Below are 25,830 nucleotides of genomic sequence, written 5' to 3' on the forward strand. Positions count from 1 at the left end.
GTCATGCGCCGGGTGAAAAGCCTGCTAGTGTTCGAAACGTACAAATGGCGCTGACGGCAAGGCCAGCGAACGCCTTCGAGTTGAACATAAGGTACCGGGCTCAGCGCGACTGATGCGCAGCGCTCCGAGTCAGGAAAGGCATCTGTTATGTCCAGACTCAAAGGCAAGGCCGCGCTGATTACCGGCGGCACCAGCGGCATCGGCCTGGTGACGGCGCGACGTTTCATCGAGGAAGGCGCGCGCGTCGCCATCACCGGCACCAATGCGGGCCGTCTCGAGGAGGCGCGCAACATCTTGGGCGGCGATGTGCTTGTCATCGCCGCCGACGCCGGAGATGCCGCCGCCCAAAGCGACATTGCAGGGCGGATCGGGGAAACCTTCGGCAAGCTCGACGCTCTCTTCCTCAACGCCGGCATCGCCGATCTGCGCCCGCTTGGCGACTGGACCGAGGCAGCGTTCGACAGGAGCATCGATGTCGACCTCAAGGGGCCGTACTTCCTGGTCAAGGCGCTCCTTCCGCTGTTTTCGAACCCGTCGTCGATCATCCTCAGCGGCTCGGTCAACGCGCATATGGGAATGGCAGGAACGCATGTCTATTCGCTGGCCAAAGCCGGCATGATTTCGCTGGCGCGAACGCTGTCAGGCGAACTGATAGGGCGCGGTATCCGCGCCAATGTGATCAGCCCGGGCCCGATCGACACACCGCTCAACGACAAACTTGGGCTGGATCCGGCAGCGGCGAAGGCCCGCGCGAAAGCGGTGGTCGGCCTGGTGCCCGCGGGCCGTTTTGGAACCGCCGAGGAAATTGCCAATGCGGTGGTGTTTCTGGCCTCGGACGAATGCCCGTTCATGGTCGGCGCGGAAATGCTGATCGACGGCGGCCTGAGCATTGCCTGAAATCGGCAGGGCCTTACACGGATGCACCCGCCAGATGGCGGGTGCATCTTTCTGTCTAGCGAAATCCTAGGCCTTGAAGAAGGCCAGCAGGTCGGCGTTGATGATGTCGGCATGGGTCGTGGCCATGCCATGCGGGAAACCCTTGTAGACCTTGAGTTCGCCCTTCTTGAGCAGCTTGATCGCCAGCAGCGCGGAATCGGCGATGGGGACGATCTGGTCGTCGTCACCGTGCATGACCAGCACCGGCACGTCGATTGCCTTCAGGTCCTCGGTGAAGTCGGTCTCCGAGAAGGCCTTGATGCAATCATAGTGTGCCTTGGTGCCGCCCATCATGCCCTGGCGCCACCAATTGTCGATGATCCCCTGCGAAACTTGCGCGCCGGGGCGGTTGAAACCGTAGAACGGACCGGCCGGAACATCGCGAAAGAACTGCGCGCGGTTGGCGGCCTGGGCGGCACGGAATCCGTCGAAAACCTCGATCGGCAGGCCGCCGGGATTGGCCGGGGTCTTGAGCATGATCGGCGGCACCGCGCCGATCAGCACCGCCTTGGCGACACGACCACCGGCGCCATACTGGGCGACATAGCGCGCCACCTCACCACCGCCGGTCGAATGGCCGACATGGATGGCGTCCTTCAGGTCCAGATGCGCCGCCAGTGCCGCGACATCGGCGGCATAGGTGTCCATCTCGTTGCCGATATCCGTCTGGGTTGAGCGGCCGTGGCCGCGGCGATCGTGGGCAATGACGCGGTAGCCCTTGGACAGGAAGAACAGCATCTGGGCATCCCAGTCGTCGCTGCTCAATGGCCAGCCATGATGGAAGACGATCGGCTGACCGGTCCCCCAGTCCTTGTAGTAGATCTGCGTTCCGTCCTTGGTGGTGATCGTGCCGCTGCCGGAGCCGGGCTTGGATTGCGAGGTCATCTCAATCTCCCTTCGATTGCTGTCGCGATAAACAGTATCGCGATATCTATATGACTAGCGCAACTCACCCCCCTTGTCCATGGGAAATATGTATCGCGATATCATTTTTCGTGGTATACACTTGACGCCTGTATCGGCAAGAAGGAATGCGCCGTGCCTCTCCCGTTGGACAATCAGCTCTGTTTCACGCTCTACGCCACCAGCATGGCGATCAATCGCACCTACAAGCCGATGCTGGACGAGATGGGGATCACCTACCCGCAATATCTCGTGCTCAACGCGTTGGGCGAGGCCGACGGCATGTCGGTCGGCTCGATCGCCCACCGGCTCGCGTTGGAATCGAGCACGGTCACGCCGCTGGTGAAGCGGATGGAACAGGCCGGGCTGGTGACCCGCCAACGCAGCCAGGTCGACGAGCGCCAGGTGCAGGTCGACCTGACCGCAACCGGACGCGCGCTGCTGGTCCAGTGCAACTGCCTGAATGAGACCCTGATCGAGCGCTCGGGCATGACGCTGGCACAGCTCGATGCCCTGAACCGGCAGATCCAGGCGCTGCGCGACGCATTGACCGGCGGCCGATAAGCCCGGATGCTGGAAGCAGGCGCGGCCGCAATACCGCCGCCGGCGCCGCTGTCATGCGGACTTGAGGACGGTAAATGGGCGCTTGCGAATGGTCCGCTTTGCCTGGAAACTGACGGCGGGAGCGGGACGGCCGACATGAAAGCCCTGGACCTTGTCTATGCCGAATTCGCGCATAAGGGCCATCTGCTCGTCAGTTTCCACCCCTTCGACCAGGATTTTGTGGCCGCGATTTCGGACCAGGGTAATGATGTCCTGGAGCATTGCCCTGCCGTTCGGGGTGCCGCAGTCGTGAAGGAACGAGCGGTCGATCTTCACCGTATCGAAATCGATCAGACGAAGCCACGAAAGGCCCGCGAAGCCAGTTCCAAAGTCATCAAGCCATATCTTGATCCCGAGTAGCTTCAGGTCGCTGATGCAGCGAAGAATGTCCGAGTGCATCTCCATCTCCAGCCCTTCGGTGATTTCGAAGGCCAGCCTGCTGCCGGCGACGCCGGTCTCGCCCAAAATGGTCGCGACAGACGTTGCGAAGCCAGGTGTCTTGAGCTGAATTGGAGAGACATTGACACTGACGACACGGACATGGTCGTCCGCCAAAAGCTCGGCGCACACTGTCCTTATTGCCCAGCGCCCGAGTGCCAGGATCGCGCCGGTTCGTTCCGCGACGGGAATGAACAGGCTCGGCGGAACCGATGTGCCGTCCAGCATCTTGAGGCGCATCAGAGCCTCTACGGCTTCAACCCGGTCCGATTTGACATCCTGGATCGGTTGATAAACGAGCGAAACGAGATTCTGGCCAATCGCGATCTTCAGCAAAGCTGCGATATTCTCACTCTCGTCGCTGCTCTGGGGATCGGTCGGATCGAACAGCCGAGCACAATTCCGACCACCGGCTTTTGCCAGATAGAGCGCGCGATCGGCCTCGTGGATGATCTTCTCCAGCTTGGCGCCTGTCTGCGTCCTGGTGAATGCAGCGCCAACGCTCACTGTCACAATCGAGACCCCGTCTCGCCGCAACTCGTGGGTAAGCGCCAGGTTCTCCACCGTGCTGCAAATGGCTTCCGCAAGATCCATGATCTGCTCTTTTCTCTCGACGCGAGCCAGGACAATGAATTCTTCACCGCCGTAGCGGCCGATCGAGCCATGATACTGCTTGATCATCTCGCTAAGGGCATTGGCGACATGGATCAGGCAACGGTCGCCTTCCTGATGGCCGTAGCAGTCATTGAACTTCTTGAAGAAGTCCACGTCGATGAGGATCGCCCCAAAACTGGTGCCAACCCGTTGCCAGTCGCTCCAGTAATCCCGCAGCTTTTCGTCGATCGCCCGCCGATTCTCCAGACCAGTGAGTGGATCGGTCCGCGACAGTCTCAGCAGGGCCTTGCCGCGTTCGGTCGCCTCGTTGTGCTGAATTTTGGCTTCCAGGGCATTCAGGAAGACGTTGAAGCGCTCCTCATTCAGTTTCCAGTTCACGTATGAGGTAAATGTGAAGCAGGAAATGTAGAATGTCCCAAATACCATTTTGTAGGTTAGCGTAGAAGGCACAAAGTAGTTTACGATGTAAAGTATACACAATATTATAGTTGAGGTTATAATAGAAACCTTAAATCTAAATGTGAAGAATAAATTAGCACTCATCATGAAGATGGTGCCGAAGACCATATAGTAGGAGACACTTTCCTTTTCCGCCCCCATAACCGCAGGGGACAACCAGCCGACATAGCCAAAGATAATGGCCCCGGCGCAAGTCATGTCGAGCCATTCCGTCCCGACGCCCCGGCGAAGCTGCTCTTCCAGGATCAAAAGCGCAGTCAGTCCGACCGCGAAGCGCGCCGTGATCGTGTAGGCGGCCACATCTGGAATGAGCAGCAGGTCCGTTGCCGAAAACAGCACATAGATGGCAACGGCCATCCAAAGCCCAGGCCTGGCTTCCCCTCTTCGCGTCGTTTGGGCTTCCGTGCGGTAAAGGGCGCGAAGCTCGTCGGACGCCAGTTCGTAGCGCGGTTCGTACGGTTCCGCATCAACAGCGTCGGCCAATACGGATGCCACGCGTTCGTCCATCACACCAAACCCCGGTTGAAGAGGATCTTGTATTCCGAACTCATCTCTAGCTTCTGCCCCCACGCAGGCCGGCTCCTCGGGACGTGACAGCGATTGCGACGCCGGACAAACAAATGCAATCGCGCAAGACAAGTTTCCGTTAACTCGAACGCGGAATCCGACCCGGAATCTGACTAACGATCGAACATGGTTTGCGGGAAATTAATCATACCGATAAAATGCGCTCGACCCGGCATTGGCAAATGGAGCATTCTACGTAATAAGTTAACTGACTGTTAACTATGGAGTGATGGGTTGCAAACCGTGTTTGATGGCAAAAGCTTGATTACCGCCAAGATGATCGCCAACAGTCTCCGTCGAGGAACGCTCGAGCATCACGGCGAAGCATTCGAAAACGCTCGCGTCGAACTCGCGCTCATTCTCCACGCGACACACCAGCAAATCGAACAGCGAAAGGACCCCGCCGAGATCATTCGCCGTCTGATGTCGTACCTCAACGCGACGCGTTCCAAGGTTCATCCCGACGTTTGGCAAGCATTGATACCGGTGGTGCAGAACCACCCGATCCTGGAGTACTTTCTCGAGGATCCACTGACGCGCTGGTCCTTCAGCAAGCCCAGAGGTTATTCTGGCGACGCGGAGTTGCTCGACTACATCTATTGCGATCCGCACGTGGCCGAGAGCGTGGCAAACGCCTCGGAGACCGGCAAGGCGCTCTATACCCATACCCAGGACGTGCCGTCATGCGTCGCAGCCCGGGAACGACGCGATCTCTTGACCCGATACGTCGATGAGAGTGCGGCCAAGAACGGACCGCAAACCGAGGTCCTGGCGATCGCGGCCGGTCATTTGCGGGAGGCCAATCGTTCGACCGCCTTGGCGGAGGGCCGCCTCAAGCGTTGGGTTGCGCTCGATCAGGATCCTCAGAGCGTCGGATTGATCGCGCGCGACTTCCAGGGCACCGCGGTCGAGGCCATCGATGGCTCGGTGCGAACCGTGCTCACGAGGGGCCACAAGCTCGGCAAGTTCGACTTGATCTACGCCTCCGGCCTTTACGACTACCTTGCGCACAACGTCGCCGTGAAGCTCACGAAAACCTGCCTGCAGATGTTGAAGCCGAACGGGACATTCCTGTTCGCGAACTACGCGGAGGGCAATCCTGACGCCGGATACCGGGAAACGTTCATGGACTGGGTGTTGCTGCTGCGATCGGAGGTCGACATGTGGAACATCGTCAATGCCAGCGTCGACCGCAACGCCGTCAACGCGCAGGTGTTCTTTGGCGAGAACCGCAACGTGCTGTACGCCGTCATCGAAAAGCGCGGATAGCCTTTGGCTTGCACCTCCGCGCGCCTTCCGCTATAGAGCCGCCACCCGCGTAGACACCCTTGGAGGCAACGCGGCGGAAAGCCGCCTCACCCGGCGGCTTTCGACGTTTACGGCCAAGCACGTTGCCGGCCGCGAACGCTCCAGAACAAACCGAAAGGAAATGCCATGAGCCACGATACTTACGAGCTCAAGGCCGAAGCACGCGAACAGGTCGGTAAGGGGTCCGCCCGTGCAGTTCGCCGCAACGGTAAAGTGCCTGCAGTAATTTATGGTGACAAGCAGCCTCCCCTGGCTATCGCGCTCACCTACAAGGACATCTACTACAAGATCCATGGCGGCGGGTTTCTGACCACGATCGCCACGATCGATGTCGACGGCAAGAAGATCCAGGTCCTGCCGAAGGACTTTCAGCTCGACCCGGTCAAGGATTTCCCTGTCCATGTCGACTTCCTGCGCATCGGCAAGGACACCGAGGTCAATGTCGACGTGCCTGTCCACTTCATCAACGAGGACAAGTCGCCCGGCATCAAGCGCGGCGGCGTGCTCAACATCGTGCGTCACGAAGTCGAGTTCCACTGCCCGGCCAATGCGATCCCGGAATTCATCACCGTCGATCTCACCGGCGCCGACATCGGCGATTCGATCCACATCTCGGCGGTCAAGCTGCCGGCCGGTGTGAAGCCTGTCATCTCCGACCGCGACTTCACCATCGCGACCATTGCCGGTTCTTCGGCGATGAAGCCGGAGACGGAAGTCACGGCTGAAGTGGCGACCCCTGAAGCGGCTCCTGCCGCCGAAGAGAAGTAACTCTTTCACGCCCGGAGCAGGCGATGCTGCTGTTTGCAGGTCTCGGCAATCCGGGCGCGAAATACGCCAATAACAGGCACAATGTCGGTTTCATGGCGGCGGACGCAATCGCCCGCCGCCATTCCTTTTCGCCCTGGTCGAAGAAGTTCCAGGGCCTCATTTCTGAAGGCGCGCTTGGCGGCGAAAAGATCGTCCTGATCAAGCCGCAGACCTTCATGAACCTGTCCGGCCAGTCGGTCGGCGAAGCGCTGCGCTTCTACAAGCTCGAGCTTTCCGCGCTCACCGTCTTCTACGACGAGATCGACCTTGCCGACGGCAAGCTGCGCATCAAGACCGGCGGCGGCGCCGGCGGCCATAACGGCATCCGCTCGATCGACGGCCATGTCGGCAACGCCTACCGCCGCGTGCGCATCGGCGTCGGCCATCCCGGCGTCAAGGAAATGGTCCAGCATCATGTGCTCGGCGATTTCGACAAGGCCGACCGTGAATGGCTCGAGCCGCTGCTCGACGCGATTGCCGACAACGCCGCCATGATCGTCAAGGGCGACGAATCCGGCTTCATGAACAAGGCCAGCCTCGCCGTCCAGGGCAAGGCCGGCGCGGAACCGGAAAAGCCGGCGCCGAAGCAGCCGGCCCCAAAGCAACAAAGCCATGTCCGCCAGGCGCGCCCGCAGCAGCCGGCGGTCAAGCTGCCGGAAAGTGGCCCGATGGCCGCGATGCTGAAGAAACTCTTCGGCAAGGAGTGAAACGGCCGGCGGCAAAAGTCGATTGGCCATAGCCTATCGACAAGGCGTATCTTCAGACATGCTGATCTTGCCTTTGACCATCGTTGTTGCTTTTCATGCGCTCGCGCAGTCGCCACTCGCGGCAGCGCCCGAAGAGAGTGTCTGGAAAATGCAACAAGCGCGCGGCTGCACTGGGATCAAGCTCGACGTCGAGGGCACAAAGGCTGTCAGCAATCCTTACGAAGGTCAGGTAACAGCTGCTCTGGATCAGCTGACACCGGATGGCGGACCCGGATTCCTCATTTTGACAAACCGGGACGGAGACTACGCCCAGGTTGCCGGCGGCAACGGCGCATTTACGGCGGAATGGCGGCAATACGCGGATAACGCATTCAGGCATTGGGTAGCTGGACGCGCCGCTGACAAGCCAGGCGGCCAGGTTGCCATCGCAACCAACGGCTTCCAGATAACGGTGAACTCCAACGAGAAACTGATATCCGCGGAGGCCAAGTCGATCTTGCTCGCCTTCTGCCGGGCACAGGAACGCCCACCTCAATTTTCGTGGCGAGACATCACCGAGCGGTTTCAATAAGTGCCGCACCGACGCCGCAGGGCTTGACGATCATCCGCCCTATCGCCCATAGCCCTGATCAAATTTCGATTTCCCGATAGGACCGGACAAAAATGGGTTTCAAATGCGGCATTGTTGGCTTGCCCAACGTCGGCAAGTCGACGCTTTTCAACGCGTTGACCAGGACGGCGGCGGCGCAGGCCGCCAACTATCCGTTCTGCACCATCGAACCGAACACCGGCGAAGTGGCGGTGCCCGATCCGCGCCTGCAGAAGATCGCGGCCATCGCCAAGTCGAAGGAGATCATTCCGACCCGCATCTCCTTCGTCGACATTGCCGGCCTGGTGCGCGGCGCCTCGAAGGGCGAAGGGCTGGGCAACCAGTTCCTCGCCAACATCCGCGAGGTCGACGCCATCGTGCATGTGCTGCGCTGCTTCGAGGATGACGACATCACCCATGTCGAGGGCCGCATCGATCCCGTCGCCGACGCCGAGACGGTCGAGACCGAGCTGATGCTCGCCGACCTCGACAGCCTCGAACGCCGCATCGTGCAGATCCGCAAGCGCGCCGGCAGCAAGGACAAGGAAGCCACCACCGTGCTGCCGATGATGGAGGCAGCGCTCGAGTTGCTGCAGGCCGGCAAGCCGACCCGCATCCTGCTCAAGGGCATTGCCGCCGAAGACCTGCGCATCCTGCAGGGGTTGAACCTGTTGACCTCGCACCCGGTGCTCTATGTCTGCAACGTCGCCGAGGCCGACGCCGCCACCGGCAACGAGCACACCAAGGCCGTGGAAGAGATGGCCACCGCGCAAGGCGCCGGCACCGTGGTGATCTCGGCCGCGATCGAGGCCGAAGTCGCCCAGCTCTCGGACGAGGAAGAGATGGAGTTCCTCTCCTCGCTCGGCCTCGACGAGCCTGGCCTCAACAAGGTCATCCGCGCCGGCTACGATCTGTTGCATCTCATCACCTATTTCACCGCCGGGCCGAAGGAAACGCGCGCCTGGACCATCCATAAGGGCGACAAGGCGCCGCAGGCGGCCGGAGTCATCCACACCGATTTCGAGCGCGGCTTCATCCGCGCCCAGACCATCGCCTACAACGACTTCATCACGCTCGGCGGCGAAGTGGCGGCCAAGGAAGCCGGCAAGGCGCGCGACGAAGGCAAGGAATATGTCGTCCAGGACGGCGACGTCCTGCTGTTCAAGTTCAACACCTGAAGAGCCAACAGCCCGGGATCGGCCTCGTGGTCGATCGCGGTCTCGCACACGGAGCATGCGGCAAGGCTGGCATGCTGACGAAGGTTGCCGTCCCTAATTCCTTCCCACAAGAGGAAGGAAACCTTCGCCCCCGCTGCTTTTGGGCCTGCCTTGACCTTGTCACATCGCAGGTCTAATCGGCTGGGGCACGCGGTCGGCGCTTTCGGCGAAAGTGCCCGTCCGTGCAATCCGACATGACGCGTCCGTTCAGAACGCACCCTTTGGCCCCAGCAAGGGAGACCCGGCGATGATCAAGGCCTTCGTCGTGGACAATGACCGCCTGCGCGCCGTCGACGATCTCCTGGCTAACAGCGACACTGTCGTCTGGGCCGACCTGCTCACCCCGACAAAGGAAGAGGAAGCGACCATCGAGAGCTGGCTCGGCGTCGCCATTCCGACGCGCGAGGAGATGGAGGAGATCGAGATTTCCAGCCGCCTCTATGTCGAGGACGGCGCCTACTTCATGACCGCCACCCTGCCTGCCCAGACCGAGATCGACGACCCCCTGATGTCGCCGGTCACCTTCGTGCTGGCCGGCACCAGGCTGATCACCGTGCGCTACCACGAACCGAAGGCGTTCAAGACCTTTCCGCAACGCGCCGAAAAGGTGGCGACCGGCTGCACCAGCGGCGACACCATCCTGATCGGCTTGCTGGAGGCAATCGTCGATCGCCTGGCTGATATTCTGGAGCGCGCCGGCCGCGACATCGAGGCAATCTCGCGCGATATCTTCGAGGCGAGATCGACCAAGGTTTCCAAGCGCAATCGCGACTTCCAGGAGCTGCTGAAAGCCATCGGCCGCAAGGAGGACATCGCCTCCTCGATCCGCGACAGCCTGATCTCGCTGCAACGCCTCGCCGGCTTTTTCGCCCATGCCTCGACCCGGACCAAGATGAGTAAGGACACCAAGGCGCGCATCAAGACGCTGTCGCGAGACGTGCTGTCGCTCGCCGACCACGCCACCTTCCTGTCGCAGAAGATCAGCTTCCTGCTCGATGCCACGCTCGGCATGATCTCGATCGAGCAGAACGCCATCATCAAGATCTTCTCGGTCGCCGCCGTCATCTTCCTGCCGCCGACGCTGGTCGCCTCGATCTACGGCATGAATTTCGACGTCATCCCCGAGCTGAAATGGGAACTGGGCTACCCCTTCGCCATTGCCATGATGGTGCTGTCGGCGATCCTGCCCTTCTGGTATTTCCGCCGCCGCGGCTGGCTCTGATTGGCCCGCCAAAGGCCGTGCAGCCACGACGTGGCGCTATAGAAATCTCTTGACCAAACGGCGCCCTGCCTGCATCCGGAAACCCCGATCCGAAATCGTGGGTCTATGAACCGGATTCCAGACATGACCGCAAAAACCTGGGCCTATGAGGATTTCGTCGAGGGTGCCTCGTTCGACCTCGGCACGAAAGAGGTAAGCGCGGCCGAGATCATCGAATTCGCCAGCGAATTCGACGCGCAGCCGATGCATCTCGACGAGGAAGCCGGCAAGGCCAGCATCCTGGGCGGGCTGTCTGCTTCGGGCTGGCACACCTGCGCCATGTTCATGCGCATGCTGTGCGATGCCTTCCTGCTGGACTCCACCTGCCAGGGCGCGCCCGGCGTCGATCAGGTCAAATGGAAGAAGCCGGTCCTGGCCGGCGACATGCTCACCGGCAGCCTGGTGGTCGTTGCCAAGCGCCTGTCAAAATCGAAGCCGCAACTCGGTTTCGTGACCATGCGCAGCGAGTTCCTCAACCAGCGTGGCGAAAGCGTCTTCGAGCTTGAGAACTCGGTCATGTTCCTGCTGCGCGATGCCGCCGGGAGCCGTCCATGAGCCTCGACGAATTCTTCCGCATCGGCACCACCGTTACTTTGGGCTCGCACACATTCGAGCCCGAGGCGATCAAGGCGTTCGCCAGGAAATACGACCCGCAGATCTTCCATATCGACGAGGAAGCGGCGAAGAAGAGCGTGCTCGGCGGGCTCTGCGCGTCCGGCTGGCACACCGCCGCGACCTGGATGAAACTCAATCTGGAAAACCGCATAGACGCCGAGGTCGCTGCGTGGAGCGGCCCCGGCCCGGTGCCGGAATTCGGCCCCTCGCCCGGCTTCAAGGACCTGAAATGGCTGAAGCCGGTCTATGCCGGTCAGACCATCACCTTCACGCGCACGGCACTTTCCCACCGCCCGATCGCCTCGCGCCCCGGCTGGCGGCTGCTGGCGCTGCGTTCCGAGGCCTTCGATTCGGCCGGCGACAAGGTGCTGGAGTTCGAAAGCGCCGTGTTGGTGAAGGTGGGTGAGTAGCCGGTTCGCGTAGGCGAATTCATCGTGCCAGTGGCACGATGAAAGGCCGACGAACGCCGGGACGCTGCGAAGCAGCGGGGACCCGGCCGGGCGGTTGATCAATCGGCCATCTGCCCTTCGCATAGCTCAGGGCGTTCTAAGCCCAGGGGGGGGAGAAGCTAAGAAGCGCCCCTCAATGCCCTTCAAACCCGATCAGCGTCCTCACCGGCACACCGAGCGCTTCGAGCTTGGCGCGGCCGCCGAGGTCCGGCAGGTCGATGACGAAGCAGGCGGCAAGGATGTCGGCGCCGATCTGGCGCAGCAGCTTGACCGCCGCTTCCGCGGTGCCGCCGGTGGCGATCAGATCGTCGACCAGGATCACCTTCTCGCCGGGTGAGACGCCGTCCTTGTGCATCTCCATTTCGTCCAGCCCGTATTCGAGGCTGTAGGCGACGCGCACCGTCTCGAAAGGCAGCTTGCCTTTCTTGCGGATCGGCACGAAGCCGGCCGAAAGCTGATGAGCGACGGCGCCGCCAAGGATGAAGCCACGCGCTTCGATGCCGGCGATCTTGTCGATCTTCTGGCCGGCATAGGGATGCACCAGCTCGTCGATGGCGCGACGGAAGGCGCGCGCATTGCCGAGCAGCGTGGTGATGTCGCGAAACAGAATGCCGGGCTTGGGATAGTCCGGAATGGTGCGGATCGCGGCAACCAGTGTGTCTTCGAGGGAGGATTTCATGGTTCGAGATTACCTGAAACGGAGGTTCTTGCGCGACAATTGTTCGATCGAACTGCAGCCCATCAGCTTCATGCCGCGTTCGATCTCGACCCGCATCTGTTCGAGCGCCCGTTCGACGCCTGGCTGGCCGGCCGCCGCCAACGGGAACAAATAGTAGCGGCCGACGCCAACCGCCTTGGCGCCGAGCGACAGCGCCTTCAGCACATGCGTGCCGCGCTGCACGCCGCCGTCCATGATGACGTCGATCCGGTCGCCGACCGCATCGACGATCTCGGCAAGCTGGTCGAAAGCCGCCCGCGAGCCATCCAGTTGGCGGCCGCCATGGTTCGACAGCACGATGCCGCTGCAGCCGATCTCGACGGCGCGCCTGGCGTCCTCCACCGACATGATGCCCTTGAGACAGAACGGGCCCGACCACAGCCTGACCATCTCGGCGACGTCGTCCCACGTCATCGACGGATCGAGCATCTCGGTGAAATAGCGGCTGATCGACATGGTGCCGCCGCCCATATCGACATGCTCGTCGAGCTGCGGCAGCTTGAAGCCCTCATGCGTGAAATAGTTCAGCGCCCAGGCCGGCTTGAGCGCGAACTGCGTCATCCCGGCCAGGTTGAGCTTGAAGGGAATGGCAAAGCCGGTGCGTTTGTCGCGCTCACGGTTGCCGCCGGTGATGCTGTCGACGGTCAGCATCATCACTTCGACGCCAACCTCCTTTGCCCGCTGCATCATCGCCCGGTTGAGGCCGCGATCCCGGTGGAAGTAGAACTGATAGACCTGCGGGCCGCTGCTGATCCTGCGCACCTCCTCGAGGCTGATGGTGCCAAGCGAGGAGACGCCGAACATCGTCCCGTATTTGGCGGCGGCCTTGGCGACCGCCCGCTCACCCTGATGATGGAACAGCCGCTGCAAGGCGGTCGGCGAGCAATAGACCGGCATCGCCAGCTTCTGGCCCATCACCGTCACCGACATGTCGATCTCGCTGACGCCGCGCAGGACGTTGGGAACCAGGTCGCAAGTCTCGAAGCTTTCGGTGTTGCGGCGATAGGTGACCTCGTCGTCCGCCGCGCCGTCGATGTAGTTGAAGATCGGTCCCGGCAGCCGTTGCTGCGCCATGCGGCGGAAGTCGGAAAAATTGTGACAGTCGCTGAGCCGCATCATCGATTCCAAATGCCATGGTGAGGCGAGCCGTCGCCATCGTTTCCTGCGTCGAATATCAACCGGAAGTCATCGTGCCAACGGCCTAATTGCCAAGCTGCCGCCCGAGCCCTGGCCGCGAGCACAAAAAGGGGCGCCCGAAGCGCCCCTTTCGTCGAAAATCGACTGCCGGCGAAGATCACATGCCGAGATCGGAACGAAGCTCGGCCTTGGCCACGTCGTATTCGGCCTTGAAGTCGTTCCGGTTGAGCAGGACCGCGACAATGACGCTGCCCGAAATCTTGCCCATCTCGACATCGGAGGCGTAATGGATGCCGCCGACCTCACGATTGTGGGCGTATTCAGCCGCACGCGCCATGATCTCGGCGCGCTTTTCCGGAACCATGTCGGACAGGATGATGCCCATCATGGTGCCGACGGTCGCGTGGCCCGAAGGCCACGAACCGGAGCTGGACAGCTTGACTGCGGGCTTGACGAGGTCGCTGAGCTGGTGCGGACGCGGGCGCTTCCAGACATCCTTGGCCGGATCGACGACGGCGCCTTCGGTGGCCACCACGCGATCGAAGAAGGCGCTGAATTTCGGCAGCGTCTCCTTGTTGAATTTCGGCCCCATGACGTTGGCGAAGCGCCAGACATTCTCCTCGGCGTCGGCAACGGCGCTGGCCACCATCTCGGGCGTGCGCGTCACCTGCAGCGTCAGCACCTCACCGAGTTCGGCCTTGGTCTGCGCCGAATCGTTTGCCGGCGGCGGCGGCAGGATCATCGTCAGGTCGACGTCCTTGTCTGTGACGAAGGGCCGGGCGTCTTCCGCTTGCGCGGCCGAGCCGACGATGAATAGCAAGAGGCCTGCCGCGAGCGATGCGTATCTTTTCATGGGTGCGATCCTTTGATGAGAACGGCACAGGATCGCCAGATGCGGTGACGGCCATGTGACATCACCGGTCTCCGCAAATGCAAAAGGGCGCCTTTCGGCGCCCCTTTGTGATCGCATGGCTGTGTGCGGCTAGTGCGCCACGCCTTCCCATACCTTGCGCTTGGTCAGATAGACCAGCGCGCCGAACAGCAGCAGGAACACCAGCACGCGGAAACCGGTCTTCTTGCGGTCTTCCATATGCGGCTCGGCCGCCCACATCAGGAAGGCCGACACGTCACGGGAATACTGGTCGACGGTTTGCGGCGCGCCGTCGTCATAGGTCACCTGGCCGTCGGAGAGCGGCTTGGGCATTTTCAGCGACACGCCGGACATGAAGTACGGGTTGTAGTGGGTGCCTTCCGGAATGACCATGCCGGCAGGCGGCGTCTCGTCGTAGCCGGTCAGCAGCGAGTGGATGTAGTCGGGCCCGCCCGCGGCATACTGGGTGAAGATGTCGAAGACGAATTGCGGAAAGCCGCGCTCGACGCCGCGTGCCTTGGCCAGCAGCGACATGTCGGGCGGAGCGGCGCCGCCATTGGAGGCAGCGGCGGCTTCCTCGTTGGCGAAGGGCGCCGGGAAATGGTCGGACGGCTTGCCGGGACGGTCGAACATGTCGCCGGCATCGTTGGGGCCGTCATGGATCGTGTACTCGGCCGACAGCGTCTTGATCTGGGCGTCGGAGTAGCCGAGGTCCGACAGCGTGCGGAATGCCACCAAATTCATCGAATGGCAGGCCGAGCAGACTTCCTTGTAGACCTTCAGGCCGCGCTGCAGCTGCGCCTTGTCATAGGTGCCGAACGGGCCGGTAAAGCTCCAGCTCATCTCCTTCGGCTCGTCGATCGGGAAATGCGTCGGCGCGGCCGCGTTGTGTGCCTCTTCGGCGGCGATCGCCCAGGTGGCTGCGGCCCCAGTGCCGGCGGCCACAAGGCCGATCAGCGCCAGCGAGGTGAGAATCTTCTTCATGCCAAATCCCCTTAGATTCTCTACCGCTCAGCCCTTGGTCTCTGGTGCGGCCGTGGCGCCCGTCGGATGCCCGCTGCCGCCCTTGTTCTTCTCGAGCACAGCCTCGGTGATCGAGTTCGGCAGCCTTCGCGGCGTCTCGATCAGGCCGAGCACCGGCAGCGCAACCAGGAAGAAGGCGAAGTAGAACAGCGTCGCCATCTGAGCCATGAACACATAGCTGCCTTCGGCAGGCTGCGAGCCCAGCCAGCCAAGCAGGATGGCATCGGCCACGAACAGCCAGAAGAACAGCTTGTACCAGGGCCTGTAGACCGCCGAACGCACCTTGGAGGTGTCGAGCCATGGCACCAGGAACAGCATGACGATGGCCCCGAACATGCACAGCACGCCGCCGAGCTTGGAGTTGATCGGCCCGACATTGAAGGTGATGGCGCGCAGGATCGCATAGAACGGCAGGAAGTACCATTCCGGCACGATGTGGGCCGGGGTCTTCAGCGGGTTGGCGACCGTATAGTTGTCCGGGTGGCCGAGATAGTTCGGCAGGTAAAAGACGAAATAGGCGAAGAAGAACAGGAACACGATCATGCCGAACGCGTCCTTGATGGTCGCGTATGGGGTGAAGGCGACGGTGTCGGTCTTCGACTTGACCTCGATGCCGGTCGGGTTCGACTGGCCGACGACATGCAGCGCCCAGACGTGCAGCACGACGACACCGGCGATCATGAACGGCAGCAGGTAATGCAGCGCGAAGAAGCGGTTCAGCGTCGGATTGTCGACGGCAAAGCCACCGAGCAGCAGCTGCTGGATCCATTCGCCGACCAGCGGTATGGCGCTGAAGAAGCCGGTGATGACGGTGGCGCCCCAGAACGACATCTGCCCCCAAGGCAGCACGTAGCCCATGAAGCCGGTCGCCATCATCAGCAGGTAGATGATGCAGCCGAGGATCCACAGCAGCTCGCGCGGCGCCTTGTAGGAGCCGTAATAGAGGCCACGGAAGATGTGGATGTAGACGGCGATGAAGAAGAACGAGGCGCCGTTCGAATGCATGTAGCGCAGCAGCCAGCCCGAATTCACGTCGCGCATGATCTTTTCGACCGAGCCGAAGGCGAGATTGGTGTCGGCCGTGTAGTGCATGGCCAGAACGATGCCGGTCAGGATCTGCGCCACCAGCATGATCGCCAGGATGCCGCCGAAGGTCCACGCATAGTTCAGGTTGCGTGGCACCGGATAGGCGATGAAGCTGTCATAGACCATCCGCGGCAGCGGCATGCGGGCGTCGAACCAGCGTTCGATACCGGTCTTGGGCGTATAGGTCGAGTGTCCCTCGCTCATCGAAATATCCCCTGCCTCAACCGATAAGGATCTTGGTATCGGAAATGAATTTGAATACCGGCACTGCCATGTTCTCAGGCGCCGGGCCTTTGCGGATGCGGCCGGCGGTGTCGTATACCGAGCCGTGGCACGGGCAGAACCAGCCGCCGAAATCGCCTTCCTGGCCGAGCGGAATGCAGCCCAGATGGGTGCAGACCTGAACCATCACCATCCAGGCTTCCTTGCCGGGCGTGGTGCGGTTGGCGTCGGTCGCCGGCGCATCGGCTGGAAGGTTCGCGTTGCGCGCGATCGGATCCTTGAGGTCTGCCAGCTTGACCGCCTCGCCGTCCTTCATCTCCTGCTCGGTGCGGTTGCGCACCACGACAGGCTTGCCGCGCCATTTGACGATCAGCGACATGCCAGGCGTCAGCGAGGCGACGTCGACCTCGACGGAGGCCAACGCCAGCGTCGAGGCGTCGGGGCGCATCTGGTCGATGAACGGCCAAGCGAAGGCACCCGCGCCGACCACTGCGGCCATGCCGGTGGCGACGTAGAGAAAATCACGACGGTTGGGATCCTGGATGTCGGTTGCGCTCACGGGTGCCTGATCCTTTCGCCTCTTCCGCGCCGGTGGCTGAGCCTTGTTCCCCGCTCAATTGCGCCAACCCGACAGCGCATGGCGAACAGGCTTGCGAATTCCTCCGGCATTTGGACTTCGGTTTATGCGTGAAGCCCGTTTTTGTCCAGACGGGTGAAGGCACAAGGGCAGATTGTCGCGGGGACAAAATCCGCCGCCTGGCAGCGCGACGCCGAATGGCCACCGAAGATCGCTAAACAACAGGGAAACAACCGCAATTCCGGGGTTCGCCGCCACCTCGACACCAGACACGGGCCCGGTCTATCCTCGCCGCCATGGCACACGTCATAGACCGCGACACCTGGGCTGTTCGCTCCGACCGCTGGAAGGGCGAGTTGCAATGCGGCGCCTACGGTTCGAACTCCTGCCTGATCTTCAACTATCTGCCTGATGTCGGCGGCGGTCCGCGGCTGCACACGCATCCCTACGCAGAGATCTTCATCATCCGCCAGGGCACCGGCCTGTTCACGGTCGGCGACAAGGAGATCGAGGCATCCGCAGGCCAGATCGTGATCGTTCCGCCCAACACGCCGCACAAATTCACCAATCTCGGTCCGGGTCCGCTGGAAACGACCGACATTCACGAAAACGGCAGTTTCATCACCGAATGGCTGGAGTGACGATGATCCCAAAAAGTGGGAACCGGTTTTCGCTGGGGATCATGGTCAAACAGACAGACAGATAGAGCTATTTCGCGCCAAGCCTGGCCAGTACCGCCTTCGGGATGTTGTATTCGCGGATGACGGCGTCGTGCTTTCGCAAGCCGCACAGCTCGCGCTGGATGAAGTAGCCGTGCACCGCTTCGGCGGCCTCCTTGAGAAGCCGGGGACGCAACTGCTCGTCGCCATTGTCGCGCAGCCTGGCCAGCGTTTCCTCGACCCGCTGGCCAGCGCGGCCGAGTGCGGCCGCCTTCTCGGCGAGGATTTCATGGCCGAGCGCATCAAAGGCGGCTTCGGCAGCCGAGGCGCCGGCGAGATGAGATGGCGGACGCAGCGACATTTCAGCTCCCTTGCCCAAAAATCATGCGGTGTGTGACGAATTCTTCGCCCACCACCGGCAGAAAGCCAAGCCGCTCATAGAAAACGAAGGCTTCTTGCGGTGCGCGGGTGTTCAGCACAGCGAAATAGGAACGGGCCCTGTCGATGACGGTCTCGACCAGCATACGGCCAAGACCGGCGCGGCGGTGACGCGCACTGACGAACAGGTGCCGGACCCGGCCCTGGTCCCTGCCCTCGAAATAAGGATCGATGTTCAGCCCGCACACACCGGCGAGTTCCCGGCCATGCCATGCCCCGTACAGCGCCTCGCCCCGCTTCAGGAACTTGTTGCGGCCGGCTGCCCAGCCATCCGCCAGGCGCACCAGCATCCAGAAGCCTTCCAGCCGGCTTTCTTCCTTCAGCGCGTCGAAGGCCGGCGTGGTTGGCCGGAGCCGCTTGAGCACGTAGCTGACCTCCGCCGATCCAGCCATATCCTCACTCCGCCGGCCGCGTCTCTTCGAGCACGCTGTCCTCATGATAGAGGAAGCCGCCGGACTGCCGCTTCCACAGCCGCGCATAGAGCCCGTCGAGCGCAACCAGTTCGTCATGCGTGCCTTGCTCGACGATACGTCCGCCGTCGAGCACCACAAGCCGGTCGAGCGCCGCGATGGTCGACAGCCGGTGGGCGATGGCGATGACCGTCTTGTTCTCCATCAGCCGCGTCAAATTCTCCTGGATCGCCGCCTCGATGTCGGAATCCAGCGCCGACGTCGCCTCGTCGAGGATCAGGATCGGCGCGTCCTTGAGAAAGACGCGGGCGATCGCCACGCGCTGCCGCTGACCGCCCGACAGTTTCACGCCGCGCTCGCCGACAAAGGCCTCGTAGCCGGCACGGTCCCTGTTGTCGCGCAAGGTCTGGATGAACTCGTGCGCTTCGGCCTTCCTGGCCGCCGCGATGACTTCGGCGTCGGTCGCGTCAGGCATGCCGAGCTTGATGTTGTCGCGCAGCGAACGGTGGAACAGTGCCGTGTCCTGGCTGACGACGCCGATATTGGCGCGCAGCGAATTCTGCGTCACATCGGAAACGTCCTGACCATCGATGGTGATCGACCCGCTTTCCAGATCGTAGAGCCGCAGGATCAGATTGGCGAGCGTGGTCTTGCCGGCGCCGGACGGTCCGACCAGCCCGACCTTCTCGCCCGGTCGCACGACGAGGTCGATGCCGTTGAGCACGCCGAACCCCTTGCCGTAATGGAATTCGACATTTTTCACCTCGATGCGGCCACCGGCTACCACGAGTTCTTTGGCGTCTGGCGCATCGACCAGTCCAAGCGGCTGCGAGATCAGCGCCTTGGAGTTTTCCAGCACGCCGAGATTCCGCAATATGCCGTTGAGCTGCATCATCAGCCGGCCGAGCAGCATGTTGAGCCGCAGCACCAGCGACAGCGTGAAGGCGACCGCGCCCACGGTGATCGAGCTTTCGAGCCAGAGATAGACGGCAAAGCAGCCGATCGCCGTGATCATGATGCCCGACAGCGTCGTGAGCGCCATGCGCACGCCGGTCAGCCGGCGGGTGAACGGGCGCAGCGCGTCGAGATAGATATCAAAGCCGTTCTTGATGTAGCGGTCGTCGCCGTCGGCCGAGAACAGTTTCAGCGTCTGCACGTTGGAATAGGAATCGACGATGCGGCCGTTGATCATCGAGCCGGCCTCGGCGGTTTCCTCGGCATGCTTGCGGATTGCCGGCACATAGAGCTTGGCCAGCCAGCCGAAGGCGGAGATCCAGATCACCACCAGCCCCGCCAGCCTGAGATCCAGGCCGGCGACCAGCGCCAGCGTCGTCACCGTATAGACGATCATGAACCAGACGACCTCGATGAAGCTTTCCATCAGGTCGCCGGTGGCCTGGCCCGCCTGCCAGACCTTGGTGGCGATGCGGCCGGCGAAATCATTCTGGAAGAAGGCGTAGGACTGGCGCGAGACATGCCGGTGCGCCTGCCAGCGCACCAGGTTGTAGAAGCCCGGCGTGATCGTCTGTTCGTCGACCAGCGCCGACAGGCCGACGACGATGGTGCGGATGACCAGCACCACGGCGATCATGAACACCAGTTCAGGACCGGCGGCGGTCCACAGCGCGTGCCAGCTGCGCTCGCCGGGAAGCTGGTCGAGAATATCGACCAGCCGCCCGACGAAGTAGAATAGGCCGGCCTCGACCAGCGGCGCGATGCCGCCGATGACCAGCATGGCGAAAAAGGCGAACTTCGCCTGGCCGACATAGTGCCAGAGAAAACCGCCGACGCTGGTCGGTGGCCGAAGATTCGCCGGCTCCCTGAACGGATAGACCCAGTTCTCGAACCAGCGATAGACGGCAATCATCATTCGGCAGCTTGGCCCTTTGCAAGTGCGTCATTGGCGGCGTCGGCCGGGCTGTCCTCGAGCAGGAAACCGCCCGACTGGCGTTGCCAGAGCTGCGCGTAGAGCCCGCCGCTGGCGACGAGCTCGTCATGAGAGCCTTCCTCGATGACCCTGCCCTTGTCCATCACCACCAGCCTGTCCATCGCCGCGATGGTCGACAGCCGGTGCGCGATGGCGATGACGGTCTTGCCTTGCATGAGCTTGTAGAGATTCTCCTGGATGGCGGCCTCAGCCTCGGAATCGAGCGCGGACGTCGCCTCGTCAAGGATAAGTATCGGTGCGTCCTTCAACATAACGCGAGCAATGGCGATGCGTTGCCGTTGGCCGCCGGACAGTTTGACGCCGCGATCGCCGACATGGGCATCGAATCCCTTGCGGTCATTGGCATCCGAAAGCCCGGCGATGAAGTCCAGCGCCTCGGCGCGCCGTGCTGCCTCGACAAGCAGTTCGTCGCTGGCATCTGGCCGGCCATAGAGGATGTTCTCGCGCACCGAACGATGCAGCAGCGAGGTGTCCTGCGTCACCATGCCGATCTGGGCGCGCAGCGAATCCTGCGTCACCGCGGCGATCTCCTGACCGTCGATCAGGATCCTGCCGCTCTCCAGGTCGTAGAAACGCAGCAGGAGGTTGACCAGCGTCGACTTGCCGGCGCCCGAGCGGCCGACGATACCGACCTTCTCGCCGGGCTTCACCGTCAGCGACAGGCTCTCGATGACACCCTTCTGCTTGCCATAGTGGAAGCGGATGTCGTCGAAGCGGATCTCACCCCTGGAGACGGTAATGTCCTTCGCCCCCGGCCGGTCCTCGACCAAGCGTGGCAGCGAGATCGAGGCGATGCCGTCCTGCACCGTGCCGATGTTCTCGAACAGGCCCGACATCTCCCACATGATCCACTGCGACATGCCCCACAGCCTGAGCACCAGCCCGATGACCACGGCGACCGCGCCGATCGTCACCGACTGGCCGAGCCACAGCCACAGCGACAGCGCGGTGACCGAAAACAGCAGCAGCGAATTCATGATGTAGAGCAGGCCGTAGAGCACCGTCACCAGCCGCATCGACCGGTAGACCGTGTCGAGGAAGCCGGCCATGCCCTCCTTGGCGAAGGACGCCTCGCGGCGAGCATGGCTGAACAGCTTGACCGTCTGAATGTTGCTGTAGCTGTCGACGACGCGGCCGGTCATGGTCGAGCGCGCATTGGCCTGTGCCTCGCCGACCTTGCCCAGCCGCGGGATGAAATAGCGCAGCAACAGGATGTAGCTGATGAGCCAGACAACAAGCGGCGTCGCCAGCCGCCAGTCGGCCGAGCCGACGATGAACAACATGCCAAGGAAATAGACGATGACGTAATTCAGCACGTCGATCAGCTTGATGACGCATTCGCGCACGGCGAGCGCCGTCTGCATCAGCTTGGTGGCGATGCGGCCGGCGAACTCGTCCTGGTAGAAGCTCATCGATTGCTTGAGCAGGTAGCGGTGCACCTGCCAGCGGATGCGCATGGGGTAGTTGCCCATCAGCGTCTGCTGGTTGAGCAGCGAATGGAGCCACACGGTGCTCGGCAGCACGAACAGCACAATGAAAGCCATGCCGGCGAGTTTCCAGGCTTCGGTCTGCAGGAAAGTCTCGCGATTCTGGCCCGACAGCCAGTCGACGATGCGGCCGAGGAAGCCGAACATCCACACTTCCGCTATGGCGATCGCCGTCACCAGCACCGCGTCGATAAGGATATAGGGCCAGGCGCCGCGTGTGTAGTGCACGCAGAAGGCTACCAGCGTCTTGGGCGGCTCGACCGGTTCCGCTGCCGGGAACGGATCGAGCCTTTTTTCAAACCAGCCGAACAACATGGATCATGCTCACAAATCTGTTTTCCGCTTACGCGGCACGCGAACGTACGATGTCCCCGGACCGCACCGCGTCGAGGGCCGACGGACCGGAATCATCCGGACCGTCGGCCTTGCTTTGCGCAATATAGGGGCTCGCAGGCTTTTCGCCGACAGCCTCTTTTGCTGATCCTGACGGTGCGGCGTCGACAAGTCGGATCTTCGCACCCGGCCGGATCAGCCGGATGATCCGTCGCACCAGCGACGGCCGGCTGTGGTCGGGAACCGCGCGCGAGAAATCGACATCCGGCAGCATGCCGCGATGCGGCCGGCGGCGAACTTCGGCATGAACCGCCGACGAATAGGTTTCGCCGATCAGCAGCGCCCAGGTCGCCATTTTCTGGTCGTGCAGGCTCCTTGAGCCAGGTATTCTGTAGGGATCGAACATCGGCCCGTCCTCCGTGTGAAAATAGAGATAAAAAGGCGAATCCATATCGTCGGCCGGCATTCGGCCGGAGGCATGGATTGCGTCGATCGAGACATGACGGCGAGCGTCGGTGGACACACGACGGTACGCGTCGGTCTGGACACGACAAGCGTCGGTCCGGACACGTTCAGGTGGGGCGATCAGCCCCTTTGACAGCTTGAAAAACATCGCAGGATTCCTTCGAGTGCCGAAAAAGCGTTTCGGGCGGGAATCGGTGCGATCAAGTCTTAGAAAGTCAGGAGAATCGTCGTACCGAAACCGCCGTGGGGCGTACAAGCCCACGAGAGGGGCGCTGGATGTGCATGGTCATCATGAATTTCCCCTCCATCGGTTCGGGTTGACAATGATCGGGATATACAAGACGTCGCAGAAAATGGCCACCCGCAGGTCCAGCAATTTCCAAAACCGCGAGCCCGCTGTGGCCGATCTGCCACTTATTAGAAGGACGCGGAAATGAACGATCGTCTCCGCATCGCGCTCTACCAGCCTGATATCGCCGGCAACACCGGAACAATCCTGCGCTTCGCCGCGTGCCTTGGACTTGGCGTCGACATCATCGAACCGGCCGGCTTCCCGCTCTCCGACCGGGCGCTCAAGCGAGCCGGCATGGATTACCTCGAAATGGCTGATCTGACCCGGCATGTCGACTGGCACGCCTTCGAGGATTGGCGCAAGGCGGGCACGCGCCGGCTGGTGCTTCTGTCGACCAAGGCCGCTATTCCCTACACGAGCTTCACCTTCGCCAGTGGCGACATCCTGCTGTTCGGCCGCGAATCCGCAGGCGTGCCGGATCCTGTCCATCAGGCGGCGGATGCGCGGCTGACCATCCCCATGCAGGGCACTACGCGCAGCATCAACGTCGCGCTTTCCGTCGCCATGGTGGCGGGCGAAGCCCTCCGGCAGCTTGGCTAGGAGTTCGCTGTCAACTCCCGTCATCTTGACCCAGGCGCACATCGCCTTCTCCTTCGTTTGCACATCCAGGCCTTCTTCGCTACAAGCTCAACTTAACTTGAGGTCAAGCGGAAAAATTGGAGCGGTAAAGCAGCGATGGCACCGGTAACGGAACTGACGGTCGGCCAGGTGGCCATGCGCAGCGGGGTGGCGGTGTCGGCGCTGCATTTCTATGAAGCCCGCGGCCTGATCCGCAGCCACCGCACATCGGGCAACCAGCGCCGCTACGGCCGCGACGTGCTGCGCCGGGTGGCGATCATCAAGGTCGCGCAGGAGGTCGGCATCTCACTGGCAGAGATCGGCGCGGCCTTGGCATCCCTGCCCGAGGGCCGCACGCCGACGCGCGACGACTGGAACCTGCTGTCGACCGCCTGGCGCGACGGGCTCGATCACAAGATCGCCCAGTTGAAGAAACTGCGCGACGGGCTGACCGACTGCATCGGCTGCGGCTGCATGTCGATCGACAAATGCCCGCTGCGGAACAAAGGCGACCGGCTGGCAAGGGAAGGCACCGGGGCGAGGCGGCTTATGGCTGGCTGAACTCCCTTTGTCGGGGAGCATGCCGCACTTCAGTCCGCCGCCGGCAACCGCCTGATGGTGAACTCGATCAGGTCGCCCGGCCGTTCGAACCAGCTTTCGATCTCGGTCCAGTAGGCCTGCTTGGGAAAGCGCTCAAACCACTCCTTGGCCTTGAGGCGCGCATCGGAACGCGGCAGGACGAAGGTCTCGCGCAGGAAACCGTCCCGCGGCATGCGCACGCGCTCAGCCCGGCTTTGATCGAGCCTCTTCTTCAGGCCATCCAGCGGTGGTCTTGCCGGGGTGCGCACGAAACAACTCCCTTGCACCTTAATGACACTTGACCCTTGCCCTTAAGAGATTAGGGATCGCGCCGGCAAAAGACGAGTCATTTGTAGAACTCGCTGCCCGCAACCGGAGACGGCACTTGGAACGACCTGAAATACCGGCAGGACTGCCCGCCGACATCGAACAGAAGAAGATGAAGGCGCGCCTGTGGTTCGAGGCGCTGCGCGAACGCATCTGCGGCGCTTTCGAGCAGATTGAGCAGGATCTTGGCGGTCCGCTGGCCTCGTGGTCGCCGGGCCGTTTCGAAAAGACGCCGTGGGAACGCGATCAAGGCAAGGGCGGCGGCGGCACCATGTCGATGATGCATGGCCGCGTCTTCGAGAAGGTCGGCGTCCACACCTCGACGGTCTTTGGTGAGTTCTCACCCGAATTCAGGAAGCAGATGCCCGGCGCCGAGGAAGACCCGAGCTTCTGGGCATCCGGCATTTCGCTGATCGCACACCCGTGGAACCCCAACGTTCCGGCTGTGCACATGAACACGCGCATGGTCGTCACGTCTAGCCAATGGTTCGGCGGCGGCGCCGATTTGACGCCGGTGCTCGACCGCCGCCGCACCCAGGAAGATCCCGATACCATCGCCTTCCATCGGGCGATGCAGTTCGCTTGCGAGAAGAACCCCGAGGTCGCCGACTATCCGAAATTCAAGGCATGGTGCGACGAGTATTTCTATCTGCCGCACCGCAACGAGCCACGTGGCACCGGCGGCATCTTCTTCGACTGGCTGCATTCGGGCGCGGACAAGGGCGGCTGGAATACCGATTTCAACTTCGTCCAGGATGTCGGCCGCTCCTTTCTCGTCGTCTACGGCCACCTCGTGCGCGCCAACTTCAACGAGAACTGGACCGACGGCGACCGTGACGAACAACTCATCCGCCGGGGCCGCTACGTTGAATTCAACCTGCTTCACGATCGCGGCACCATCTTCGGCCTGAAGACCGGCGGCAATGTCGCGTCGATCCTCTCCAGCCTGCCGCCCGAGGTCCGCTGGCCGTAACAAAATGGTGAGCGCGATGTGAGCCGTATTGATGTCCCATTTGCTCGAAATGGGCAGGGAATGTGGCACGCAGCACCCCGAAAAATTTCTTTTTCGTCTAATAGGCGATTGAAAAGACTGGCCTATTTGTTGCGCCGGGTCGGGAAGCGCCGGCGGTTCGCCTGAGCGCAATTCCAGGAAACGAAACGGGTTT

The 25,830-nt window shown here is 62.1% G+C and carries 28 protein-coding genes; 14 read left to right on the forward strand and 14 right to left on the reverse strand.

Features of this window, described 5'->3' with window-relative positions:
* Window positions 1-147: 147 nt before the first annotated feature.
* The gene (locus ACFSOZ_RS20510; protein WP_379100904.1) at window positions 148-897 is read left to right on the forward strand and encodes an SDR family oxidoreductase; all 750 of its coding nucleotides are present in this window, start codon (window positions 148-150) and stop codon (window positions 895-897) included.
* 66 nt (window positions 898-963) lie between these two features.
* On the opposite strand, the gene ACFSOZ_RS20515 is transcribed toward ACFSOZ_RS20510, so the two are convergent.
* Window positions 964-1,821: an alpha/beta fold hydrolase gene (locus ACFSOZ_RS20515; RefSeq protein ID WP_379100907.1), complete on the reverse strand. Its 858-nt coding sequence runs from the start codon at window positions 1,819-1,821 to the stop codon at window positions 964-966.
* Between the two features lie 153 nt (window positions 1,822-1,974).
* Here ACFSOZ_RS20515 and ACFSOZ_RS20520 point away from each other — a divergent pair, with 153 nt between their 5' ends.
* Window positions 1,975-2,403 carry a MarR family winged helix-turn-helix transcriptional regulator gene (locus ACFSOZ_RS20520; protein ID WP_379100910.1) on the forward strand — a complete coding sequence of 143 codons (429 nt, stop codon included), beginning with the start codon at window positions 1,975-1,977 and terminating at the stop codon, window positions 2,401-2,403.
* A 51-nt stretch (window positions 2,404-2,454) separates the two neighbouring features.
* Here ACFSOZ_RS20520 and ACFSOZ_RS20525 read toward each other — a convergent pair whose 3' ends face one another.
* Window positions 2,455-4,461, reverse strand: coding sequence for a putative bifunctional diguanylate cyclase/phosphodiesterase (locus ACFSOZ_RS20525; protein WP_379100913.1), 2,007 nt, complete (start codon window positions 4,459-4,461; stop codon window positions 2,455-2,457).
* A 294-nt stretch (window positions 4,462-4,755) separates the two neighbouring features.
* Between ACFSOZ_RS20525 and ACFSOZ_RS20530 the strand changes: the two genes are divergently transcribed.
* The 8 genes from ACFSOZ_RS20530 (at window position 4,756) to ACFSOZ_RS20565 (ending at window position 11,435) form a co-directional block, all read left to right on the forward strand.
* The gene (locus tag ACFSOZ_RS20530; protein ID WP_379100915.1) at window positions 4,756-5,790 is read left to right on the forward strand and encodes a class I SAM-dependent methyltransferase; all 1,035 of its coding nucleotides are present in this window, start codon (window positions 4,756-4,758) and stop codon (window positions 5,788-5,790) included.
* 165 nt (window positions 5,791-5,955) lie between these two features.
* On the forward strand, window positions 5,956-6,597 hold the full coding sequence (locus tag ACFSOZ_RS20535; protein ID WP_184874668.1) for a 50S ribosomal protein L25/general stress protein Ctc: 642 nt from the start codon (window positions 5,956-5,958) through the stop codon (window positions 6,595-6,597).
* A 23-nt stretch (window positions 6,598-6,620) separates the two neighbouring features.
* Window positions 6,621-7,343, forward strand: coding sequence for an aminoacyl-tRNA hydrolase (gene pth, locus ACFSOZ_RS20540; protein WP_379100919.1), 723 nt, complete (start codon window positions 6,621-6,623; stop codon window positions 7,341-7,343).
* A 58-nt stretch (window positions 7,344-7,401) separates the two neighbouring features.
* Window positions 7,402-7,914 carry a hypothetical protein gene (locus tag ACFSOZ_RS20545; RefSeq protein WP_379100922.1) on the forward strand — a complete coding sequence of 171 codons (513 nt, stop codon included), beginning with the start codon at window positions 7,402-7,404 and terminating at the stop codon, window positions 7,912-7,914.
* 92 nt (window positions 7,915-8,006) lie between these two features.
* A complete protein-coding gene (gene ychF, locus ACFSOZ_RS20550) occupies window positions 8,007-9,110 on the forward strand; it encodes a redox-regulated ATPase YchF (RefSeq protein ID WP_379100925.1) in 1,104 nt (367 codons plus the stop codon).
* 286 nt (window positions 9,111-9,396) lie between these two features.
* A complete protein-coding gene (gene corA / locus ACFSOZ_RS20555; protein WP_379100927.1) occupies window positions 9,397-10,371 on the forward strand; it encodes a magnesium/cobalt transporter CorA in 975 nt (324 codons plus the stop codon).
* 123 nt (window positions 10,372-10,494) lie between these two features.
* On the forward strand, window positions 10,495-10,965 hold the full coding sequence (locus ACFSOZ_RS20560) for a MaoC family dehydratase (RefSeq protein ID WP_379100930.1): 471 nt from the start codon (window positions 10,495-10,497) through the stop codon (window positions 10,963-10,965).
* Window positions 10,962-11,435, forward strand: a complete 474-nt coding sequence (locus tag ACFSOZ_RS20565; RefSeq protein ID WP_379100933.1) for a MaoC family dehydratase — start codon at window positions 10,962-10,964, stop codon at window positions 11,433-11,435. The genes ACFSOZ_RS20560 and ACFSOZ_RS20565 overlap by 4 nt, the downstream gene beginning before the upstream one ends.
* 172 nt (window positions 11,436-11,607) lie before the next feature.
* Here the strand turns inward: ACFSOZ_RS20565 and ACFSOZ_RS20570 are convergent, their stop codons facing one another.
* From ACFSOZ_RS20570 to petA, 6 genes are all read right to left on the reverse strand, one after another.
* Window positions 11,608-12,153: an adenine phosphoribosyltransferase gene (locus ACFSOZ_RS20570; RefSeq protein ID WP_379100935.1), complete on the reverse strand. Its 546-nt coding sequence runs from the start codon at window positions 12,151-12,153 to the stop codon at window positions 11,608-11,610.
* Between the two features lie 9 nt (window positions 12,154-12,162).
* Window positions 12,163-13,308, reverse strand: coding sequence for an alpha-hydroxy acid oxidase (locus ACFSOZ_RS20575; RefSeq protein ID WP_379100937.1), 1,146 nt, complete (start codon window positions 13,306-13,308; stop codon window positions 12,163-12,165).
* A 178-nt stretch (window positions 13,309-13,486) separates the two neighbouring features.
* Window positions 13,487-14,182 (reverse strand): acid phosphatase, encoded by a 696-nt coding sequence (locus ACFSOZ_RS20580; protein WP_379100940.1) that lies wholly within the window; start codon window positions 14,180-14,182, stop codon window positions 13,487-13,489.
* A 129-nt stretch (window positions 14,183-14,311) separates the two neighbouring features.
* On the reverse strand, window positions 14,312-15,184 hold the full coding sequence (locus tag ACFSOZ_RS20585; protein WP_379100942.1) for a cytochrome c1: 873 nt from the start codon (window positions 15,182-15,184) through the stop codon (window positions 14,312-14,314).
* 27 nt (window positions 15,185-15,211) lie between these two features.
* Window positions 15,212-16,513 carry a cytochrome b gene (locus ACFSOZ_RS20590; RefSeq protein WP_379100945.1) on the reverse strand — a complete coding sequence of 434 codons (1,302 nt, stop codon included), beginning with the start codon at window positions 16,511-16,513 and terminating at the stop codon, window positions 15,212-15,214.
* A gap of 16 nt (window positions 16,514-16,529) precedes the next feature.
* Window positions 16,530-17,090 (reverse strand): ubiquinol-cytochrome c reductase iron-sulfur subunit, encoded by a 561-nt coding sequence (gene petA / locus ACFSOZ_RS20595; protein ID WP_379100948.1) that lies wholly within the window; start codon window positions 17,088-17,090, stop codon window positions 16,530-16,532.
* Window positions 17,091-17,404: 314 nt separating this feature from the next.
* On the opposite strand from petA, the gene ACFSOZ_RS20600 reads away from it, so the two are divergent.
* On the forward strand, window positions 17,405-17,749 hold the full coding sequence (locus ACFSOZ_RS20600; protein ID WP_379100951.1) for a cupin domain-containing protein: 345 nt from the start codon (window positions 17,405-17,407) through the stop codon (window positions 17,747-17,749).
* Between the two features lie 67 nt (window positions 17,750-17,816).
* On the opposite strand, the gene ACFSOZ_RS20605 is transcribed toward ACFSOZ_RS20600, so the two are convergent.
* The 5 genes from ACFSOZ_RS20605 to ACFSOZ_RS20625 are packed head-to-tail and all read right to left on the reverse strand — an operon-like array spanning window position 17,817 to window position 22,996.
* Window positions 17,817-18,128 carry a DUF6665 family protein gene (locus tag ACFSOZ_RS20605; protein WP_111542862.1) on the reverse strand — a complete coding sequence of 104 codons (312 nt, stop codon included), beginning with the start codon at window positions 18,126-18,128 and terminating at the stop codon, window positions 17,817-17,819.
* A gap of 1 nt (window position 18,129) precedes the next feature.
* A complete protein-coding gene (locus tag ACFSOZ_RS20610) occupies window positions 18,130-18,597 on the reverse strand; it encodes a GNAT family N-acetyltransferase (RefSeq protein ID WP_379100954.1) in 468 nt (155 codons plus the stop codon).
* Window positions 18,598-18,601: 4 nt separating this feature from the next.
* A complete protein-coding gene (locus ACFSOZ_RS20615; protein ID WP_379100957.1) occupies window positions 18,602-20,485 on the reverse strand; it encodes an ABC transporter ATP-binding protein in 1,884 nt (627 codons plus the stop codon).
* Window positions 20,482-22,365, reverse strand: coding sequence for an ABC transporter ATP-binding protein (locus ACFSOZ_RS20620; RefSeq protein WP_379100960.1), 1,884 nt, complete (start codon window positions 22,363-22,365; stop codon window positions 20,482-20,484). Before ACFSOZ_RS20620 ends, ACFSOZ_RS20615 begins: the two co-directional genes overlap by 4 nt.
* Window positions 22,366-22,393: 28 nt before the next feature.
* Entirely contained in the window at window positions 22,394-22,996 is a 603-nt protein-coding gene (locus ACFSOZ_RS20625; protein ID WP_379100962.1) for a hypothetical protein, read from the reverse strand.
* A gap of 285 nt (window positions 22,997-23,281) precedes the next feature.
* Between ACFSOZ_RS20625 and ACFSOZ_RS20630 the strand changes: the two genes are divergently transcribed.
* Both ACFSOZ_RS20630 and soxR read left to right on the forward strand, forming a co-directional pair.
* The gene (locus ACFSOZ_RS20630) at window positions 23,282-23,740 is read left to right on the forward strand and encodes a tRNA (cytidine(34)-2'-O)-methyltransferase (RefSeq protein WP_379100965.1); all 459 of its coding nucleotides are present in this window, start codon (window positions 23,282-23,284) and stop codon (window positions 23,738-23,740) included.
* Window positions 23,741-23,875: 135 nt separating this feature from the next.
* Window positions 23,876-24,319 carry a redox-sensitive transcriptional activator SoxR gene (gene soxR / locus ACFSOZ_RS20635; protein WP_379100967.1) on the forward strand — a complete coding sequence of 148 codons (444 nt, stop codon included), beginning with the start codon at window positions 23,876-23,878 and terminating at the stop codon, window positions 24,317-24,319.
* A 29-nt stretch (window positions 24,320-24,348) separates the two neighbouring features.
* Here soxR and ACFSOZ_RS20640 read toward each other — a convergent pair whose 3' ends face one another.
* Complete coding sequence (locus ACFSOZ_RS20640) at window positions 24,349-24,606, reverse strand: hypothetical protein (protein ID WP_013529975.1); 258 nt, start codon at window positions 24,604-24,606, stop codon at window positions 24,349-24,351.
* Window positions 24,607-24,722: 116 nt separating this feature from the next.
* On the opposite strand from ACFSOZ_RS20640, the gene hemF reads away from it, so the two are divergent.
* Window positions 24,723-25,637: an oxygen-dependent coproporphyrinogen oxidase gene (gene hemF, locus ACFSOZ_RS20645; RefSeq protein WP_379100970.1), complete on the forward strand. Its 915-nt coding sequence runs from the start codon at window positions 24,723-24,725 to the stop codon at window positions 25,635-25,637.
* The last annotated feature ends 193 nt before the right edge of the window (window positions 25,638-25,830 follow it).

Origin of the sequence: Mesorhizobium newzealandense (assembly GCF_042682145.1) — a bacterium.
In the GTDB taxonomy this organism is placed as follows: domain Bacteria; phylum Pseudomonadota; class Alphaproteobacteria; order Rhizobiales; family Rhizobiaceae; genus Mesorhizobium; species Mesorhizobium newzealandense.